The organism is Rhodococcus sp. NPDC019050 (genome assembly GCF_055664235.1).
Window position 1 is genome coordinate 267,398 of the sequence record NZ_JBVOON010000002.1, and the last position, 18,121, is coordinate 285,518.

An 18,121-nucleotide genomic window follows, 5' to 3' on the forward strand; every position below is an offset into this window, starting at 1 on the left:
GGAGGTGCTCGTGTCCGTTCGGACCGAGACAGCGCACGAGCTCGTGGACACCATCTTTCTGCTCGGCAGGACGATGCGCTCGGCCATCGCACACAGCGAGACCGAAGTCCTTCCCAACGCGCTCGTCGGGGTGCTGATCCTCCTCGCGCGAGCGGGCGAGTGCCGCCCCAGCGAACTCGCCGCGGACATGTGCGTCAGCCAGTCGTCGCTCAGCCGGCAGGTCAGGGAACTCGTCGAACGGGGCCTCGTCGAAAGACACCCGGATCCCGACGACAAGCGGGCCCACATCGTCAGGTGTACACCGGCGGGAATGGAAGTCCTCGAAGCCGTCCGCGAACGGCGCACCGAGAGACTGACCGCCCAACTGACCGACTGGGATCAACAGCAGGCCACCGACGCGATCGAAGTCCTGCACCGTCTCAACGCTTCGCTGCTTCCGATAGCTACCGCCACAGCCCGAAGGACCACTTCATGACCACCACCGACTCCAGGGCCGGGGTAATGCCGCCTGGCCCCGATGCAGCGGCCGACGCGCCGATGACCCACCGGGAAATCCTGGTCGTTCTCTCCGGTCTGCTCGCTGCCCTCTTCACCGCCCTGCTGAGCAGCACCATCGTCTCGACTGCGCTGCCGACCATCATCGCGGACCTGAAGGGCACGCAGACCCAGTACGCGTGGGTGATCACCACAGCGCTGCTCGCAAATGCGGCGTCGACCCCTATCTGGGGCAAGTTCGCCGACCTGTTCAACAAGAAACTCCTGGTCCAGCTCTCCATCCTGGTCTTCGTCGTCGGATCGGTGCTGGCCGGCGTCGCGCACAACGTGCCTCTCCTCCTCGCCGCGCGCGTGGTGCAGGGCATCGGTATGGGTGGCCTGACCGCCCTGGTCGTGGCGATCATCGGCAGCATCATCCCGCCCCGTGAGCGCGGCCGTTACTCCGGCTACATGGGTGCCGTCATGGCCGTCGCGATGTCGGGTGGCCCGGTCCTGGGCGGCGTCATCGTCGACACGCTCGGCTGGCGTTGGTGCTTCTACGTGTGCGTCCCGATCGCCGTCGTGGCGCTCGTGCTGCTCCAGCGCACCCTGCACATCGAGACGGTCCGCAAGCAGAACGTCAACATCGACTGGATCGGCGCGACCCTCATCACCGCTGCGGTGAGCGTCCTGCTCGTGTGGGTGTCCTTCGCCGGCAAGGCCGGCTACTACGACTGGATCTCCACCGAGTCGGCCCTGTACGTCGGCGCAGGGATCCTGCTGCTCATCGCGACGATCGTCGTCGAGACGAAGGTCGCCGACCCGATCATCCCGCCGAAGATCGTCACCGAACGCACCACTGCGCTCGCGATCATCGCGTCCATCGCCGTCGGCGTCGGCCTGTTCGGTGCCACCACGTTCCTCGGTCAGTACTTCCAGACCGCCCGTGGCTACAGCCCCACCGAGGCGGGCCTGCTGACCATCCCCATGGTTGCGGGCACCCTGGTCTCCTCGATGCTCTCGGGTCAGCTGATCACCCGGTTCGGCAAGTGGAAGGGCTTCCTCATCGGAGGCGCGGTCCTGCAGCTGGCCGGATTCGCTCTGCTCGGGACCATCGACCACACCACCTCGTTGATCCTCATCAGCGGATACATCGCGATCGTCGGCCTGGGAACGGGCATGCTCATGCAGAACCTCGTGCTCGCGGTCCAGAACACCGTCAGCGTGCGCAACATCGGCGCGGCGAGCAGTTCGGTGGCCTTCTTCCGCACCTTCGGCGGCGCGATCGGCGTCTCCGTCCTCGGGTCGATCCTGGCCTCCCGTGTCGCGACGATCTCGGCCGAAGGTTTCGCCCGGCTCGGGATCGATGCCGGTGCCGGCGGAGGCGGAAGCCTCGACCTCGCAGCACTTCCCGCACCGGTCGTCGAGATCGTGCAGCACGCCTACGGTGACGCCACGGGCACGCTCTTCCTGGTGGCCGCAGCCTTCGCGGTGATCACTCTGATCGCGGTCGCGGTCATCCCCAACCGGGAGTTGCGCACCACCATCGACCTCGTCGAGAAGCCTTCGGGCGCCGAGGATCGGAAGAACTCGACCCAGGTGTGACACAGGTCGCCCACGGGGCCCGATGTAGTGACGACCACGGCATCGGGCCCCGTGTCTACGGAGTGCGCTCACCCCCTTGTGGCGATCGCTCCGTAGACTGGGGATCACTTGCTCGCGCGGCCACGCGCGAATCCCGAGCCGGAGGGAGTTTCTCCAGGTGGGTGTCCTGTCCCGCATACAGTCGCCCGACGATCTTCGTCGGTTGACCCCCACCGAGATCACGCAGCTCGCGGGGGAAGTCCGTAATTTCCTGGTCGAGAAGGTGGCTGCGACCGGGGGACACCTCGGGCCCAATCTCGGCGTCGTGGAACTGACCATCGCGCTGCACCGCGTCTTCGACTCGCCACGCGACCCGATCCTCTTCGACACGGGCCACCAGGCCTACGTGCACAAGATCTTCACCGGGCGCCGGGACAAGTTCGACACGCTGCGTCAGCGCGGCGGGCTGTCCGGATACCCGTCCCGGTCCGAGAGCGAACACGACTGGATCGAGTCGTCGCACGCGTCGGCAGCGCTGTCGTACGCCGACGGGCTCGCCAAAGCCTTCGCGCTGACCGAGGCGCGCGACCGCACCGTCGTCGCGGTCGTCGGCGACGGAGCGCTCACCGGCGGGATGTGCTGGGAGGCGCTCAACAATATCGCCGCCGGAGGCGACCGCTCCCTCGTCATCGTGGTCAACGACAACGGCCGTTCCTACGCACCGACGATCGGCGGCCTCGCCGACCGCCTTGCCGTGCTGCGTCTGACGCCCGGCTACGAGAAAGCCCTCGACAACAGCCGACGGGCCGTCAAGCGTCTCCCCGTGGTCGGTTCGGCCGCGTATTCGGTGCTCCACGGCATGAAGGCCGGCGTCAAGGACGCCGTCAGCCCGCAGGTTCTCTTCACCGACCTCGGTATCAAGTACCTCGGCCCGGTCGACGGTCACGACGAACCGGCGATGGAAGCGGCCCTGCGGCGCGCCAAGGCGTTCGGCGGGCCGGTCATCGTGCACGCCGTCACCCGCAAGGGCGCCGGCTACGCACCGGCCGAGAACCATCAGGCCGATCTGATGCACGCCACCGGCGTCATGGACCCGCGCACCGGTTTGGCCACCTCCTCGTCGTCCTCACCGGACTGGACGTCGGTGTTCTCCGAGGAACTGATCGCTCGAGCCGAAGGGCGCAACGACGTCGTCGCGATCACGGCAGCGATGCCCGGCCCCACCGGTCTCTCGAAATTCGCCGAGCGGTTCCCCGAGCGCACCTTCGATGTCGGCATTGCCGAGCAGCACGCCGTGACGTCCGCAGCCGGGCTCGCGCTCGGCGGACTCCATCCCGTCGTGGCCGTGTATTCGACGTTCCTCAACCGGGCGTTCGACCAGTTGCTCATGGATGTCGCGCTGCTGAAGCAGCCCGTCACGATGGTGCTCGACCGGGCCGGAGTGACCGGTTCGGACGGTGCCAGCCACAACGGTATGTGGGACTTCTCGCTCCTGGGCATCGTCCCGGGCATTCGTGTCGCTGCACCGCGCGACGGGGCGACGCTGCGCGAAGAACTCGCCGAGGCACTCGACGTCTCCGACGGCCCCACTGTGCTCCGCTTTCCGAAAGGCGCAGTGGGAGAAGATATTCCGGCGATCGAGCGGCTCGACGACACGGTCGACGTGCTGCGCATGCCCGACGAGCGGTCCGGCGACGTGCTCATCGTCGCGGTGGGCGCCTTCGTGCGCCTCGCGCTCGACGCTGCCGAGGTGCTCGCGGAACAGGGCATCGAGGTGGCGGTCGTCGATCCGCGGTGGGTGCTTCCCGTGCCCGAATCGATCACCGAACTCGCGCGCGATTTCCGCCTCGTCGTCACGATCGAGGACAGCGGTGTCCACGGTGGTGTGGGTTCCGCGGTCGCCGCTGCGCTCCGGGACCGCGAGATCGACGTCCGCACTCGCGCGCTCGGGGTGCCGCAACAGTTCCTCGACCATGCGTCGCGGTCCGAGATCCATCAGGAACTCGGGCTCACCGTCGAGGACGTCGTGCGCCGCATCGCGGACTGGGCTGCGGTTCCCCATCCTCTGAGTGCGTCGAGGGTGGACGGAAACGGTAGCGCCACGGCGGGTACCGGCGCCGCACCGGACGACACGGCTGCCGATCTCGAGAGGGAGGTCGGCTGACCCGCTCCTCGAGTCAGGTCTGCATGTCCTCGAGTTCCATCCCCTTGGTTTCGCGCACCTTCGATTTGACGAAGAAGAACGAGAGCAGGGCGAAGAGCGCGAACAGGCCGTAGAGGAACCACAGGCCCACCGTGGACGTGAGCGGTGGGAACGCCAGCGTCACGGTGAAGTTCGCAATCCAGTTCGCTGCCGTGCTGATGCCGAGCGCGACCGCGCGCATACGGTTGGGGAACATCTCGCCGAGCATGACCCACATGATCGGACCCCAGGTCGACGCGAAGAACACGACGAACGCATTCGCGCCGACGAGCGCGACGGCGCCCCACGGCGCCGGCAGGCTCACGTCGTCTCCACTTCCTTCGGCCTGGGAGAACGCGATCGCCGCCAGGAGCAGGCTGACGAACATTCCGAGCGATCCGGCCATCAGGAGCGGTCGGCGGCCGACCTTGTCCACGAACAGGATCGCGACTAAGGTCATCACCACGTTGATCAACGCCGTGATGACCGACGTCGTGAACGACTGGTTCTCGCTGAATCCGACCGACTGCCACAGCGTCGTCGAGTAGTAGAAGATCGCGTTGATGCCGACGAACTGCTGGAAGATCGCCATCGTGATGCCGACCCAGACGATCGGTTGCAGCCCGAACTTCGGCCCCCGGATGTCGCCGAACGACGCGGACGTTTCCCGTCGGAGCGTCAGGCGGATCTCGCGGACCCGTTCCTCCGGCCTCAGTTCTCCGGTCACGTTCGCGAGAACATCCGCGGCTTCCTGATCCAGGTGCTGCCCTACGAGATAGCGCGGCGACTCGGGAATCAGTACGGCGAGGACGCCGTAGACGACGGCGGGAACGATCCCGACCAGGAACATCCACCGCCAGGCCTCGAGGCCCCACCACAGATCGTTCGACGCGCCGCCCGCAGCATTCTGCAGCACCGCATCGGAGAGCAGGGCCGCGAAGATACCGAGGGTGATCGCGAGTTGCTGCAGCGAGGCGAGACCGCCCCGATAACGGGCCGGTGCGATCTCGGCGATATAGGTCGGAGCGATGACCGACGCGATACCGATACCCAGGCCGCCGAGGACGCGCCAGAGCATGAGGTCCGGGACACTGAATGCCAAGCCCGATCCGGCCGAGGAGACCAGGAACAGGACCGAGCCGAGGACCATCACACGCTTTCGTCCCCAACGATCGGCCAACCGGCCCGCGAACCACGCGCCCACCGCGCAGCCGAGCAGAGCGATCGCGACGGCGAAACCGGTGACGAATGCGCTGAGCCCGAAGTTCTGCTCGATCGAGTCCACTGCGCCGTTGATAACCGAGCTGTCGAACCCGAAGAGGAAACCGCCCACGGCTGCGGCGACGGTAACCGCGATGACCTTCGCGGCGTGACCGGACGAGGGTTGCGTCATGGAAAGCTCCTGGCTGACGTCGTGCACCACCGTGAGGTGCTGCGCGGTCGGAACGAAACCTACGACAACTGCTCATCGGGACACTACGCCGAGGCCGCTCGGCGGGCGGGTCCTTCACACGAAGAAAGCGTGCCACCCGAGGGGTGACACGCTTTCTTCGTGTGCGCGTGGAGCGCGCCGGTACTACGCGACGTCAGCGACGCCCGGAGCCAGGAAACGCTTGCCGTTGACGGCCTCCGACGTGCCGGTGCGATCCAGGTACGGCGTGATGCCACCGTTCCAGAATGCGAAGCCGCCACCGAGGATCAGGCACAGATCGATGTCCTCGGGTGCCGCGACGACACCCTCGTCGAGCATGATCGCGATTTCCTCGGCGAAGGCGCGGCGGGTGCGCTCGAGCACCTCGTCGGCGGTCGACGGCGAGTCGCCCTGCGGCCACAGTGCAGCGACCTCGGGATCGACGACCTGCTTGCCGTCGGCGTACGACCACACGCCGGGCTTGCGTGCCTCGACGAGTGCCTCGAGACCGGGCGACGAGACGAACCGGTCGGGGTACGCCGCCTGCAGGGTCTCCCCGGTGTGCAGTGCGACGGCCGGGCCCACCAGCGCGAGCAGCGTGAACGGCGACATCGGCATGCCGAGCGCACCGACGGCGTTGTCCGCGACCTCGAACGGAGTGCCCTCGTCCACCGCGGTCATGACCTCACCGAGGGTGCGGGTGACGAGCCGGTTGAAGACGAAGCCCGGCTTGTCGCCGCACAGCACCGCGGACTTCCTCAGCGACTTGGCGGTCGCGAAAGCCGTTGCGAGCGTGGCGTCGTCGGTCTTCTCGCCGCGGATGACCTCGAGCAGCGGGAGCACGGCGACCGGGTTGAAGAAGTGGAAGCCCACAACCCGCTCGGGGTGCTGCAACTCCGACGCCATCTCGGTGATCGACAGCGACGAGGTGTTGGTCGCGAGGATCGTCTCGGGCGTGATGTGCTGCTCGAGCTCGGCGAACACCTGCTTCTTGACGTCCATGTTCTCGAAGACGGCTTCAATCACGAAGTCGGTCTTCGCGAATGCTGCCTTGTCGAGCGAACCGGAGACGAGTGCCTTGAGGCGGTTCGCGGCGTCGGGGGACAGCCGGCCCTTGCCCTGGAGCTTGTCGATCTCGGTGTGGACGTAGCCCACGCCCTTGTCGATGCGGTCCTGATCGATGTCGGTGAGGATCACCGGCACCTTGAGCTGCCGGACGAACAGCAGCGCGAGCTGGCTGGCCATCAGGCCCGCACCGACGATGCCGACGCCGTTGATCTTGCGGGCGAGCGACTTGTCGGGCGCACCGGCGGGACGCTTGGCGCGCTTGTTGACCAGATCGAACGCGTACAGCCCCGCGCGCAGTTCGTCGGACATCAGCAGGTCGGCGAGCGCCTCGGTCTCGGCGTCGAAGCCCTTGCCCAGCGACTCGGGATCGGAGATGTCGGTGGTGCGGGCGAGCTCGAGGAGTTCGATCGCACGCTCGGCGGCGGGGGAGAAGCCGCGGGTCTTGCCGGCGACCAGAGCCTTGGCGCGAGCCATCGCGGCATCCCACCCGGCGCCGCGGTCGATCTCCGGACGCGACGGCACGATCTCACCCGCGAGGACCTTCGCGACCCACGCGAGCGACTGCTCGAGGAAGTCGGCGGAGGCGAGCACGACATCGGCGTATCCGAGTGCCTGAGCCTGCTTCGCCTTGATGGTGCGGCCGTTGTTCAGCGGGTTCTCGAGGATCAGGGTGACCGCGTTGTCGGGGCCCACGATGTTCGGGAGAAGCTGCGTGCCACCCCATCCCGGGACCAGCCCGAGCATGACTTCGGGCAGGCCGAGGGCGGGAACGTTGTCCGCGACCGTGCGGTAGTGCGTGTGCAGACCGACTTCGAGTCCGCCGCCGAGCGCCAGGCCGTTGACGAAGGCGAAGGTGGGGATCGACGTGTCGCGCAGGCGGCGGAACACGTTGTGTCCCAGGTTGCCCAGTTCCACGCCCTGCTCACGCTGCGTGACGGCGGGAACGCCCTTCAGGTCGGCGCCCGCCGCGAAGATGAACGGCTTGCCGGTGACTGCGATAGCGGCGGGATTCGCCGCGAACGCCTCGTCCAGCGCCTTGTCGAAGGCGAGCAGGCCCGCAGGCCCGAACGAGTTCGGCTTGGTGTGGTCGAAGCCGTTGTCGAGCGTGATCAGGGCAACAGGGCCCTCGATCCCGGGAACGGAGAGCAGCTTGGTGTACGCGTGGGTGACGACCTCGTCGGCGAACGCGGAGGCGATGCCCGTCGCGCCGTTCGCCCCGTGTGCGGTGTCCGATGTCATGGTTATGCGGCTCCGGATTCGTAATCGGCGTGGTTCGGGTTCTCCCAGATCACGGTGCCGCCCATGCCGAGACCGATGCACATGGTCGTCAGGCCGTAGCGGACCTCGGGATGCTGGGCGAACTGATGCGACAGCTGGGTCATCAGGCGAACGCCCGACGACGCGAGCGGATGGCCGCACGCGATCGCACCGCCCCACTGGTTGACACGCGGGTCGTCGTCGTCGATGCCGAAGTGCTCGAGGAACGCGAGCACCTGCACGGCGAACGCCTCGTTGATCTCGAACAGGCCGATGTCGTCGATGCTCAGACCCGTGCGGGCGAGAAGCTTCTCGGTGGCCGGGACGGGACCGATGCCCATGACCGCGGGATCGACGCCCTGGAAGGCGAAACCGACCATCCGCATGCCGACGGGCAGACCGAGCTCACGCGCGGTGTCCTCACCGGCGAGGATCGCAGCCGTGGCACCGTCGTTGAGGCCCGCGGCGTTGCCCGCGGTGATGCGGCCGGCGGGACGGAACGGCGTCTTGAGCTTCGCGAGATCTTCGATCGTCGTGCCGGGGCGAGGCGGCTCGTCCTCGGTGGCCAGGCCCCAGCCTGCAGCGGACTTCGTGGCGACGGGGACCAGGGTGTCGGCGATCCAGCCGGCCTTCTTGGCTGCGTCGTACTTGTTCTGGCTGTTGACGGCGTAGGCGTCGGTACGAGCCTTGGTGATGCTCGGGAACCGGTCGTGCAGGTTCTCGGCCGTGTTGCCCATGACGAGCGCGCTCGGGTCGACCAGCTTGTCGGCGAGGAAGCGCGGGTTGGGGTCTGCGCCCTCACCCATCGGGTGGCGGCCCATGTGCTCGACACCGCCGGCGATGACGACGTCGTACTGACCGAAGCCGATCCCCGACGCGGTGGTGGTCACGGCCGTCATGGCGCCTGCGCACATGCGGTCGATGGCGAACCCGGGAACCGTTTCGGGCAGTCCCGCGAGAATCGCGGACGTGCGGCCGATGGTCAGGCCCTGGTCGCCGGTCTGTGTGGTCGCGGCGACCGCGACCTCGTCCACGCGGGCGGGATCGAGCTGGGGGTTGCGGCGGAGCAGTTCACGGATCGCTTTCACGACCAGATCGTCGGCACGGGTCTCGGCGTAGATGCCCTTCGGCCCGGCCTTTCCGAACGGAGTTCGGATTCCGTCGACGAAGACGACGTTGCGTTGCGTTGAGGTGGTGGGAGCCACGCGGATTCCTCCTGATGGAGCGATACTCGCCGACACGTGCCGTGGCGAGGAGTGCTCGGCCACCTTCCGGCGACCGGTCTCGCGGACAAGCGTACATCGGCATTACCGGTGAGTAACTTACTACGTGCGATTTCGCGCCCCGTGCGCGGACCCGCCAACTGAATACGCCCGTGAACAGTGTGTTCGCGTTCACTGACGCATTCCGTCGAAGGTCGACGGGGCGACCCGGGTCCAAGTAGCCCGGACACTCGAAAGTTAACGGGAATTCTTTCGTGTTGGTGTTCGGCCCGACACCCGGGCCCCGGGGGTGGCCGCGTCTTGACACAAGCTGATCTGCGGATACATTCTCTGACCATGACGAGACGTCGGCCCGATGCCACGACGCAGGGCGTAGTGGGTGAGGCTGTGTTCCTCCTGAGTTCCCCGCGACGCTTCCTCACGGAGATCGCCCTCCCACCCGTCGGACGCGGGGTGGTCGAGCACAGCAAGGCACTGACGGATCCGATCGCGCGCTTCCGCAACACCAGCGCGTACATCTACCTGGTGGCTTTCGGGACGGACGACGAACGACGCGATGTGGTGCGGTTCGTCAACCGTGCTCACGCACCCGTCCGCGCGGACGGGTACAACGCGTTCGATCCGAAGTTGCAACTGTGGATCGCGGCCGTGATGTTCCACGGAGGCCGCGACATCTACGAGCGCTTCTTCGGGCCGCTCGCACGCGCCGACGCCGAGCGGATGTACCGGGAGTTCGCCGTATACGGCACCTCGCTCCAGGTCCCCGCCGAGTTGTGGCCCGCCGACCTCGCCGCATTCGAGGACTACTGGGACGGCGTCGTCACCGGTCTCGTCGTGGACGAGAGTGTCCGTGCCTACGCCGACGCGCTGCTTCGTGGGGGTTCCGCGCCGTGGCCGCTGCGCGCGGGGATGTCGCTGAACCGCTTCCTGACCCTCGGTCTGCTCGATGCCCGTATCCGAGACGCCTACGGATTCACCTGGACGGACGGGCAACAGCGCAGGTTCGACGCCGTGATGCGGATCGCGGTGCTGTTGTATCGAGCACTTCCGCTCGGGGTGCGCCACCTTCCCACGCGACTCGTCCTGCGCGACGCCCGCCGCCGGTTCGGGGCGGCGGCGCACGCAACCGGCGAGGCGGCCGCATGACCGGCGTGTCGGTCGGACGTCCCGGGGACCGCAGAGCCACGGGCCACGCCACCGTCGCAGTGGTGCCTCCGGAGCGAGGGAGCAGACGGAGCCGAGCACTCGCCGCGATGCTCGCCGTCAGCGGACGCGTCCTCGCGGACGTCGTGCCGCTCAGCAGCCTGCCGCTCGGCGCGCTGCGTGTCGGGCTGTCCACTGCCGGTCGCCTCGACCTCGCGTGCGGCACCCGGGTCGAGCATGATCACACGGGACCGGTTCCCGGGCGGTGGATCGTTCCGCGAGGGGCCGAGAGTTCGCGCCGGGTCCTCTACTACCTGCACGGCGGAGGGTTCGTCATGGGCTCGTCCGCGTCGCATGTCGGCGTCGCCGCACGGATCGCGCGTGCGGCCGGTGTCCCCGCCTTCCTGCCCGACTACCGGCGTGCGCCGGAACATCCGTTCCCCGCGGCCGCCGACGACACCCGCGCTGGCTTCGACCATCTGCGGGAACCCGGCTTCGCAGCCCGCGACATCGTGATCGCCGGAGACTCGGCCGGTGGGCACCTCGCCTACGGGCTCGTCGTCGAACTCGACCGCGACGGTGCCGACCTGCCCGCGGGGGTCGCCCTCATCTCCCCGTGGCTCGATCTGTGGCTTCGCACCGGATGGGAACGCGAAGCGGCCCAACGCGATCCGTTCCTGTCGGTGAAATTCGCCGATCGCGCACGACGCGCCTACGCTCCGGACGGCGACCCGGCCGACCCACGCCTCGACCTTCTCGCGGCGACTCCCGGAGCGCAGTGGCCGCCGTTTCTCATCCAGGGCGGTGCGACCGAAGCGATCACCGGCGACACGCAAGCGCTGGCCACAGCGCTCACCGCAGCGGGCGTGCGGCACGAACTGCAGATCTGGCCCGGGCAGGTGCACGTCTGGCACGCATTCCATCCCCTCGTCCCCGAGGCCGCCCTCGCCGCCCGCGCCATCGGGCACTTCGTGCGCGACTCTCTCGAGAGGGCAGGAACCGGACCCTGACCGCTCGGCGTCCGGGTGCTGCGAGCCCGCGGGCCGCTACGCCGACGGCGTGAGAGCCTTCGCGAGTCGTGGTGCCGTGAGCGCGCGTTGCCACGGACGGGCACCTCCGGCGGCGAGCCGACCCTCGATGTAGGCCTCGGCATCTGCACCCGCCGACTCGTCCCAGTCCCAGCACAGACGACGGACGAGCTCGGGGCTCACCAGGTTCTCCACGGGGACGGACACTTCCTCGCTCAGGGCGGCGAGTTCGGCTCGCGCTGCGGTGAGCCGTGCGGCCGCGTCGGGGTGGTGTCTGGCCCACCGTCCGACAGGCGGCGGGCCGGTCAACGGCGGAGTCATCGGTGGTAGTTCCGATTGGGGCAGGGAACGGGCACGTTCGATCGCCGCGAGCCACACCCGCGACGACCGGCGCTGCCGCGGCCCACCGAACACCGGAAGTGCGCGCAGATCGGAAAGGGTAGTGGGCTGGGCTTCCGCCGCCGCGATGATCGCGGAGTCCGGAAGGATGCGGCCGGGCGCGATGTCCCGGTGCGCCGCGATCTCGTCGCGGGCGGTCCACAGTTCCCGCACGATCGCGAGGCGGCGCGGGTCCTTGAGCGTGTGGATCTTCGACGTCCGCCGCCAGCGATCGGGCTTCGGCGCGGGCGGTCCCGCGAGCCGGATGTGCTCGAACTCCTGCGCAGCCCACTCCGTCTTGTGCTGGCGTTCGAGTTCCTCGGCCATCGCATCGCGTAGTTCGACGAGGATCTCGACGTCGAGCGCCGCGTAGTTGAGCCAGGTGTCGGGCAGCGGACGGGTGGACCAGTCCGCCGCGCCGTGACCCTTCTTGAGTTCGAGTCCCAAGGTGTCGGCGACGATGGCGGCGAGCCCGACCCGTGGGAATCCGGCGAGACGCCCGGCGAGTTCGGTGTCGTAGAGCGCGGCGGGATGGAGGCCGAGTTCGGCGAGGCCGGGCAGGTCCTGATCGGCCGAGTGCAGGACCCATTCGAGGTCGTTGATCACCTCGGCGAGCGGCGCGAGATCTGCCGCAGTCGGGATCGGGTCGAGAAGCACGGTTCCGGCGCCGTTGCGTCGCAACTGGACCAGGTAGGCCCGCGCGGAGTATCGGTAGCCGGAGGCTCGCTCCGCGTCGACCGCCAGCGGTCCGTGACCTCCGGCGAGGAGCGCGGCGGCTTCGGCGACACCCGCAGCGGTGGTGACGACCTCGGGCACCCCCTCCCGCGGTTCGAGCAGCGGAACAGTCGCCGGGGGTGTGTGCTCGTCGGGGGAATCACCGCCGTGGGGAAGGCTGTGATCGGGCACTACCGCCTCTTGGTCCTGGCCTGCAGACATGGCGTGACTCTATCGCTGTCTCGGGAACGGCGGATTGCGCCGCGCACGGAGTCGGCCGTCAGCCACTTACTTCGCCGGCCGGGGCGTCCTCTTCGGCGTCCGCTTGCAGGTGCTCGGCAGCCGAGAGCAGCGCGTCGAGCGCAGGAGCCAGATCGTCGGTCAGTGTCCACAGATCGGGGACCAGTTCCGGGCAGGTGATGAGGCCGACGTCGAGCTTGCCTTCGAGCGAGACCACCGTGATGTTGAGCCCGGCTCCGTGGAAGAGCGGCCCGAACGGGTACATCGCGGTCACGTGCGCGCCGAGGAAGTAGAGCGCCATCGGGGGGCCCGGCACGTTGGAGATCACCAGATTGTGGATCGCAGGGTGCCTGTCGGCGAGCCGCAATGCCGCGTACGTGCGCATGGCGGCACCGAACACCGACGCTCCCATGAACTCCGACCAGTCCTGCAACATGTTCGCGCCGAGCGCGGCGTTGTGGTCTTTCGCGACCTCGTTCGCCTCGGCGATCGCGCGCAACCGCTCGACCGGATCCTCGATCTGTGTGTGCAGGCTGGCGAACATCCCCGACACCTGATTGCGTCCGGGCCGGTCGGACTCCTCGTGCACCGAGACCGGCACCATCCCGATCAACGGACTGCCGGGAAGTTCGCCGCGCGCATCGAGGTAGTCGCGCAGCGCAGTCGCCACCACCGTCATCACCACGTCGTTGACCTTGACGTCGAAGGCGTTCTTCACGGTCTTCACCGCATCGAGGTCGAGCTGGGCGAACGCGACGGAGCGATGACCGGTGATCGTGGAGTTGAACGGGGTGCGCGGCGCGGTGAAGGGGGCCGGCATCGCGTCCCCCCGGCGCGCGCGAGCGACCCAGGACGCCAGCGACGACACGGCAGACGGAAGGATCCGGGCCAGGTGCAGAGGACGGAGGGCGACGTTCACCGCTCCGGTGACCGCGATCTGGATGTCGTTGCCGCCGCCGACGTTCGACGCGACGGCCTCCGGTCGCGGCGCCGCCGGGTCGAGGCTGCACAACTGGGCGATCATCGCCGCACCCGACACCCCGTCGACGCTCGCATGATGCATTTTCAGGATCATCGCGAGCGATCCGTCGTCGAGTCCTTCCACCACCCACATCTCCCACAGCGGCTTCGACCGGTCGAGCGGCTGCGCGGCGATGTGCCCGCACATCTCGGCCAATTCGGTCCGGGAGCCGGGGGAGGGCACCGCGACACGGTGCAGGTGACGATCGAGGTCGAAATCCTTGTCGTCGACCCACACCGGGTGGTCGATGTTGAACCTGTTGTCGGCGAGCTTCATACGGAAGGCGGGCACCGCGTCGAGCCTCGCCTCGATTTCCCGGCGCACGACCCGATAGTCGTATCCGTCCGGCACCGTGGAGGGATCGAGAATGAGCAACCCGCAGATGTGCAGGTGCTGACTGGGTGTCTCGAGGTAGAGGAAGCCCGCGTCTAGACCACTGAGGCGCTGCATCCACCCAGGCTAGAGCGGGCGGTCCGTCCTGAGGGCAGATTCGGGCGTATCAGTCACGACCGGAGTCGCGCCACACCGGTCGGTGGCAGCCCCGCGGCGTACCCGAGAACTTCGCAGAACGCTTCGACGTGCGGGGCGAGCACATCGGACCGAGGAGTCCACGACGCGCGAAGCTCGAGTTGATGCGCCCGAGGCGGGCCGGCGATGTCGCCGAAACGCACCGAACTCGTCGCCGTCACGGTTCCGCCGAGGGCGGTGAGCGGTTCGCCGTGCGCCTCGAGGGCATCGACGAGCCAACTCCACGCGACATCGGGAAGCAACGGGTCGGCGGCGAGCGAGGCGTCGACGTCGGCCTGGATGTACGCGACGAGTCGTGTGGTGCCGTGCCACGCTTCGTCACCGTTCGGGTCGTACAGCAGGATGAGACGCCCGAAGGCGTCACCTTCCGAGTCCTCGGGTACGCCTTCCGACTCGTCGTGCAGGACCTCGGCGCCGAGCGCGAAACTGTGCGGGGCGAGCCGTTGCGGTGGGCGGATCGGTGCCACCTCGATCTCGCTGCGGACGGTAGCCGCCTTCATCGCTGCGACTGCCGCGCGAAAGCGCGCCGGCTCGGGCGGAGTGGTCACGACATCGGACGTTAGTGCCGGTGATGCAGTGCACGCGGGAGGCGCGCCGGTTCCGGCGGGGCGGGTGAGCGTGGCAGCATGGGCATCGAACCGGGGTCCGATGAACCCGACGAGACCGAAGAACGAGGATCGATGACCGGCTTGGAAAACACGAACGTTGCGTCCACGGTGCCCGCGGAGTACCCGTCGCGCAGAGCGCTCCCGGATGCTCCGTTGCTGAACGCGGCCCGGGGGATGCAGCCGTCGCACCGCCCGGTGTGGTTCATGCGTCAAGCCGGGCGTTCGCTGCCGGAATACCGTGAGATCCGTGCGGGCGTCGGCATGCTCGAATCGTGCTTCGATCCCGAACTCGTCTGTGAAATCACCATGCAGCCGGTACGGCGGCACAAGGTCGACGCCGCCATTCTGTTCTCCGATATCGTCGTTCCGCTCAAGGCGGCCGGAATCGACCTCGACATCGTCGCGGGAACCGGGCCGGTCGTTGCCGAGCCCGTACGCACCGCCGCCGACGTCGCGGCGCTTCCGCATCTCGAAGCCGAAGAAGTCGGCGCGGTCGCGCGTGCGGTGACGATGCTGACGCGAGAACTGGGCACCACTCCGCTGATCGGGTTCGCCGGGGCTCCATTCACGCTCGCGTCGTACCTCGTCGAAGGCGGACCGAGCCGCAACCACGAGCGCACCAAGGCGCTCATGCACGCCGACCCGAAGACCTGGCACGAACTGCTCGGGCGTCTGACCGACATGGCCATCACCTTCCTGCGCGCGCAACTCGGCGCCGGCGTCGACGCGATCCAGTTGTTCGACTCGTGGGCCGGGGCGCTCTCCCTTGCCGACTATCGCGAATACGTCCTGCCCCACTCCGAACGCGTCTTCGCCGAACTCGCCGGGGCGCAGGTGCCGCGGATCCACTTCGGTGTGGGCACGGGCGAACTGCTCGGCGCGATGGGAGAAGCGGGAGCCGACGTCGTCGGAGTCGACTGGCGCATCCCGCTCGACGTCGCGGCGCAGCGCGTCGGCCCGGGCAAGGCACTGCAGGGCAACCTCGATCCCGCGCTGCTCTTCGCGGGCTGGGACGTCGTCGAGCGTGAGGTCCGGCGTGTCGTCGCCGAAGCCGACCGCGCCGTCGCGGGCGGCAGCACCGGCCACATCTTCAATCTCGGCCACGGCGTGCTGCCCGACACCGATCCCGAGATGCTCACCCGCGTCGTCGAGCTGGTGCATTCGTTGTGACCCGCTCTGTCGTCGCCGTTGTCGGTGGGGGCATCAGCGGTCTGGTGACCGCCTACCGGTTGCGCGGAACACTCGGTCCCGACGCACGGATCGTCGTGCTGGAGGGGTCCGAGCGACTCGGTGGCAAACTGCACACCGTCGATCTGGCGGGCGGACCCGTCGACGTCGGTGCGGAAGCTTTCATCGCGCGGCGGCCCGAGGTGCCGGCGCTGCTCGCCGAACTCGGTCTGAGCGACCAGGTGGTCACTCCGTCGGGTGCGCGGCCACTCCTCTACGCGGGGGGACGGCTGCACTCGTTGCCGACCGGCACTCTGATGGGAATCCCCGCCGGCGCCCGTGCGCTCGACGGACTCGTGGACGATGCGACGCTGCGGCGCATAGCCGACGAACCGGGTGTGCCGCTGGAGTGGAATCCCACCCGCGACATGTCGGTGGCCGCACTCGTCGGCTCACGGTTCGGCGAGCAGGTCGTCCGGCGCAGCGTCGATCCTCTCCTGGGCGGGGTCTACTCCGGCTTGTCCGACACCGCAAGCGTGCGGGCGACCGTGCCGACCCTGGCTGCCGCGCTCGACGCCGGCGCGACGAGCCTGACCGCCGCCGTCCAAGCGGCGCTGCCCGCCCCGTCGGACAAGCCTGTCTTCGGCACTCTGCGCGACGGATACGCGACGCTGCTCGAAGCGCTTGAAGACGCAGCCGCGGCGGAGATCCACCTGGCTACGACCGCATCGGGTCTGCGGCGCGACAACGGGCGGTGGTCGCTCGACCCCGTCGGCGACGTCGACGCGGTGGTACTTGCAGTTCCCGCCTCGGAGGCCGCGGCGCTCCTGCAGGAAGCTGTGCCCTCGGCTGCGAACCTGGCAGCGGAGATTCCCCTGGCGTCCTCCGTCGTGGTCGCCCTCGGTCTTCCCGGTTCCGCGGCGCTGCCGCAGAATTCGGGGATCCTGGTGGCCACCGGCGAGGAACTGTCCGCCAAGGCGTTCACCCTGTCGAGCCGGAAGTGGCCACACCTCGCGGAGCGGGAGGTGCTTCTCGCTCGCGCGTCGTTCGGGCGCTACGGCGACGACGCGCTCCTCTCCGCCTCCGACGAGCAACTCGTCACCCTCGCCCGGGCCGACCTGGCGGCGGTGACCGGTGTGGAGGACGAACCCGTGGCTGCCTACGTTCAGCGCTGGCACGGCGGACTTCCGCAGTACCGGGCCGGGCACAACGACATCGTCGCCTCCCTCGAAGCCGAACTCGAGGAGGTCGACGGACTCGAGGTCGCGGGAGCGATGCTGCACGGTGTGGGCGTCCCCGCATGCGTGGCCTCGGCAACCACCGCGGCGGCACGAGTCGCCGCACGAATGGCAGGATGAGCGGTATGGCACGTATCGATTACGACAAACTCAATTCCACCCTCCGTTACACCATGTGGTCGGTTTTCCAGGTGCAACCGGGTGTTCTCGACGACGACCGGGCCGCGGCGGCCCAGAACGCGAAGGACTTCTTCGCGCAGTACGACGACACGGACGTCACGGTCCGCGGCATCTACAACGTCGCCGGCACCCGCGCGGACGCCGATTTCATGATCTGGTCGCACGCCGAGCGGCTCGAGGATCTCCAGAAGCTGTACGCCGACTTCCGTCGCACCACCGACCTGGGACGCGCGAGCGCACCGGTCTGGTCGAACGTCGCACTGCACCGGCCGGCGGAATTCAACAAGAGCCACGTGCCGGCATTCATCGCAGGTGAGGAACCCGGCGCGTACGTGTGCGTCTACCCGTTCGTCCGCTCCTACGAGTGGTACCTCCTGCCCGACGCCGAGCGCCGCACCATGCTCGCCGACCACGGCAAGGCCGGACGCGGCTACCCCGACGTCCGGGCGAACACCGTGCCGTCGTTCGCACTCGGCGACTACGAGTGGATCCTCGCGTTCGAGGCCCCCGAACTCGACCGGATCGTCGACCTGATGCGCGACCTGCGCGCGACCGAGGCCCGGATGCACGTGCGTGAGGAGACGCCGTTCTTCACCGGTCCTCGCGTCGAGGTCGAGGCGCTCGTCGAGTCCCTTCCCTGAGCGTGACCGAACCGGCCGGGACCGCCGGCGGCGCGC

General features: G+C 68.4%; 14 protein-coding genes. 8 read left to right on the top strand and 6 right to left on the bottom strand.

What is annotated here, in order from left to right; genetic code table 11:
- Positions 1-10 precede the first annotated feature (10 nt).
- The 3 genes from AC0B44_RS03855 to dxs all read left to right on the top strand — a co-directional run bounded on the left by AC0B44_RS03855 (position 11) and on the right by dxs (position 4,222).
- Positions 11-475, top strand: coding sequence for a MarR family winged helix-turn-helix transcriptional regulator (locus tag AC0B44_RS03855; RefSeq protein ID WP_471901601.1), 465 nt, complete (start codon positions 11-13; stop codon positions 473-475).
- Positions 472-2,079, top strand: coding sequence for an MDR family MFS transporter (locus AC0B44_RS03860; protein ID WP_471901602.1), 1,608 nt, complete (start codon positions 472-474; stop codon positions 2,077-2,079). Before AC0B44_RS03855 ends, AC0B44_RS03860 begins: the two co-directional genes overlap by 4 nt.
- Before the next feature lie 157 nt (positions 2,080-2,236).
- On the top strand, positions 2,237-4,222 hold the full coding sequence (gene dxs, locus AC0B44_RS03865; protein ID WP_471901603.1) for a 1-deoxy-D-xylulose-5-phosphate synthase: 1,986 nt from the start codon (positions 2,237-2,239) through the stop codon (positions 4,220-4,222).
- Positions 4,223-4,235: 13 nt separating this feature from the next.
- Here dxs and AC0B44_RS03870 read toward each other — a convergent pair whose 3' ends face one another.
- The 3 genes from AC0B44_RS03870 to AC0B44_RS03880 form a co-directional block, all read right to left on the bottom strand.
- Positions 4,236-5,660, bottom strand: a complete 1,425-nt coding sequence (locus AC0B44_RS03870) for a sugar porter family MFS transporter (RefSeq protein WP_471901745.1) — start codon at positions 5,658-5,660, stop codon at positions 4,236-4,238.
- 156 nt (positions 5,661-5,816) lie between these two features.
- A complete protein-coding gene (locus AC0B44_RS03875; RefSeq protein ID WP_471901604.1) occupies positions 5,817-7,958 on the bottom strand; it encodes a 3-hydroxyacyl-CoA dehydrogenase NAD-binding domain-containing protein in 2,142 nt (713 codons plus the stop codon).
- A 2-nt stretch (positions 7,959-7,960) separates the two neighbouring features.
- Entirely contained in the window at positions 7,961-9,181 is a 1,221-nt protein-coding gene (locus AC0B44_RS03880) for a thiolase family protein (protein WP_471901605.1), read from the bottom strand.
- Between the two features lie 354 nt (positions 9,182-9,535).
- Between AC0B44_RS03880 and AC0B44_RS03885 the strand changes: the two genes are divergently transcribed.
- Together AC0B44_RS03885 and AC0B44_RS03890 are read left to right on the top strand one after the other, a co-directional pair.
- Positions 9,536-10,345 carry an oxygenase MpaB family protein gene (locus AC0B44_RS03885; RefSeq protein ID WP_471901606.1) on the top strand — a complete coding sequence of 270 codons (810 nt, stop codon included), beginning with the start codon at positions 9,536-9,538 and terminating at the stop codon, positions 10,343-10,345.
- Entirely contained in the window at positions 10,342-11,352 is a 1,011-nt protein-coding gene (locus AC0B44_RS03890) for an alpha/beta hydrolase fold domain-containing protein (RefSeq protein WP_471901607.1), read from the top strand. Before AC0B44_RS03885 ends, AC0B44_RS03890 begins: the two co-directional genes overlap by 4 nt.
- Positions 11,353-11,388: 36 nt before the next feature.
- On the opposite strand, the gene AC0B44_RS03895 is transcribed toward AC0B44_RS03890, so the two are convergent.
- The 3 genes from AC0B44_RS03895 to AC0B44_RS03905 are packed head-to-tail and all read right to left on the bottom strand — an operon-like array spanning position 11,389 to position 14,799.
- Positions 11,389-12,684, bottom strand: coding sequence for an HRDC domain-containing protein (locus tag AC0B44_RS03895; protein ID WP_471901608.1), 1,296 nt, complete (start codon positions 12,682-12,684; stop codon positions 11,389-11,391).
- 58 nt (positions 12,685-12,742) lie between these two features.
- Positions 12,743-14,173, bottom strand: coding sequence for a WS/DGAT/MGAT family O-acyltransferase (locus tag AC0B44_RS03900; RefSeq protein ID WP_471901609.1), 1,431 nt, complete (start codon positions 14,171-14,173; stop codon positions 12,743-12,745).
- A 53-nt stretch (positions 14,174-14,226) separates the two neighbouring features.
- Positions 14,227-14,799, bottom strand: a complete 573-nt coding sequence (locus AC0B44_RS03905) for a DUF3000 domain-containing protein (RefSeq protein ID WP_471901610.1) — start codon at positions 14,797-14,799, stop codon at positions 14,227-14,229.
- Positions 14,800-14,931: 132 nt separating this feature from the next.
- Here AC0B44_RS03905 and hemE point away from each other — a divergent pair, with 132 nt between their 5' ends.
- Genes hemE through hemQ form a run of 3 tightly spaced genes read left to right on the top strand, consistent with a single transcriptional unit; the run spans position 14,932 to position 18,085 of the window.
- On the top strand, positions 14,932-16,029 hold the full coding sequence (hemE, locus tag AC0B44_RS03910; protein WP_471901611.1) for a uroporphyrinogen decarboxylase: 1,098 nt from the start codon (positions 14,932-14,934) through the stop codon (positions 16,027-16,029).
- Positions 16,026-17,384 carry a protoporphyrinogen oxidase gene (locus AC0B44_RS03915; RefSeq protein ID WP_471901612.1) on the top strand — a complete coding sequence of 453 codons (1,359 nt, stop codon included), beginning with the start codon at positions 16,026-16,028 and terminating at the stop codon, positions 17,382-17,384. The genes hemE and AC0B44_RS03915 overlap by 4 nt, the downstream gene beginning before the upstream one ends.
- 5 nt (positions 17,385-17,389) lie before the next feature.
- On the top strand, positions 17,390-18,085 hold the full coding sequence (gene hemQ / locus AC0B44_RS03920) for a hydrogen peroxide-dependent heme synthase (RefSeq protein ID WP_471901613.1): 696 nt from the start codon (positions 17,390-17,392) through the stop codon (positions 18,083-18,085).
- Positions 18,086-18,121 lie beyond the last annotated feature (36 nt).